This window comes from Klebsiella sp. MS 92-3, assembly GCF_000195655.1.
Taxonomy (GTDB): domain Bacteria; phylum Pseudomonadota; class Gammaproteobacteria; order Enterobacterales; family Enterobacteriaceae; genus Klebsiella; species Klebsiella pneumoniae.
In genome coordinates, this window is the sequence record NZ_GL882744.1 from 1 (window position 1) to 567 (window position 567).

The following is a 567-nucleotide window of genomic DNA, read 5'->3' on the forward strand; positions in this document are numbered from 1 at the left end:
CTTCAGCATGGATTCAACCACCCGGCCTGTGGACGGGCCCGTACGTTTTCCCTGCTCGATCAGGCGTTCCGGTGTCCATGTCCCGTGCTGCCGGTGGCGCTCTGGCATGTGAAGCGGATTGGTTGTGTGTTTATATTCATGTGTGCTGCGCGGATGTTGCGCCACACACTGCCCCTTGTGCCAGAGCTGTACCACCGACTGCCCCGCCTTCAGTGACAGACGCTGACCGACCAGTTCGTGTGGAACGGAGTACCAGTGACGGGCATATTCAACGTGGTAGTCAGGGCCAACCTTCACAGCTTTGTATTCCGTGTATTCATAAGGTGCCAGAGGCAGCGGAGAGAGTGCTGGCGCATCCAGTATGCGGAAGCGTTCTGCACGGGTTTGATTGCCGTACCCCTTCATTGGCCGGTTATTCATGTCTGTCAGTAACTCCCTAAGGCGCGCATTCAGCGCCCTGAGCGTGTGGAAGGTTTCATTACGGATGCGGGCAAGAAGCCATCGTTCAACGATGAGGACGCCGTTTTCTGCTTTTGGTTTATCTTTAGGTTTGCGTGGTCGGGCCGG

General features: G+C 56.6%; 1 protein-coding gene. It reads right to left on the bottom strand.

Features of this window, described 5'->3' with window-relative positions; all coding sequences use genetic code 11:
- A partial coding sequence (locus tag HMPREF9538_RS28740; RefSeq protein WP_009484173.1) for a Mu transposase domain-containing protein occupies positions 1 to 567 on the bottom strand: 567 nt, incomplete at both ends.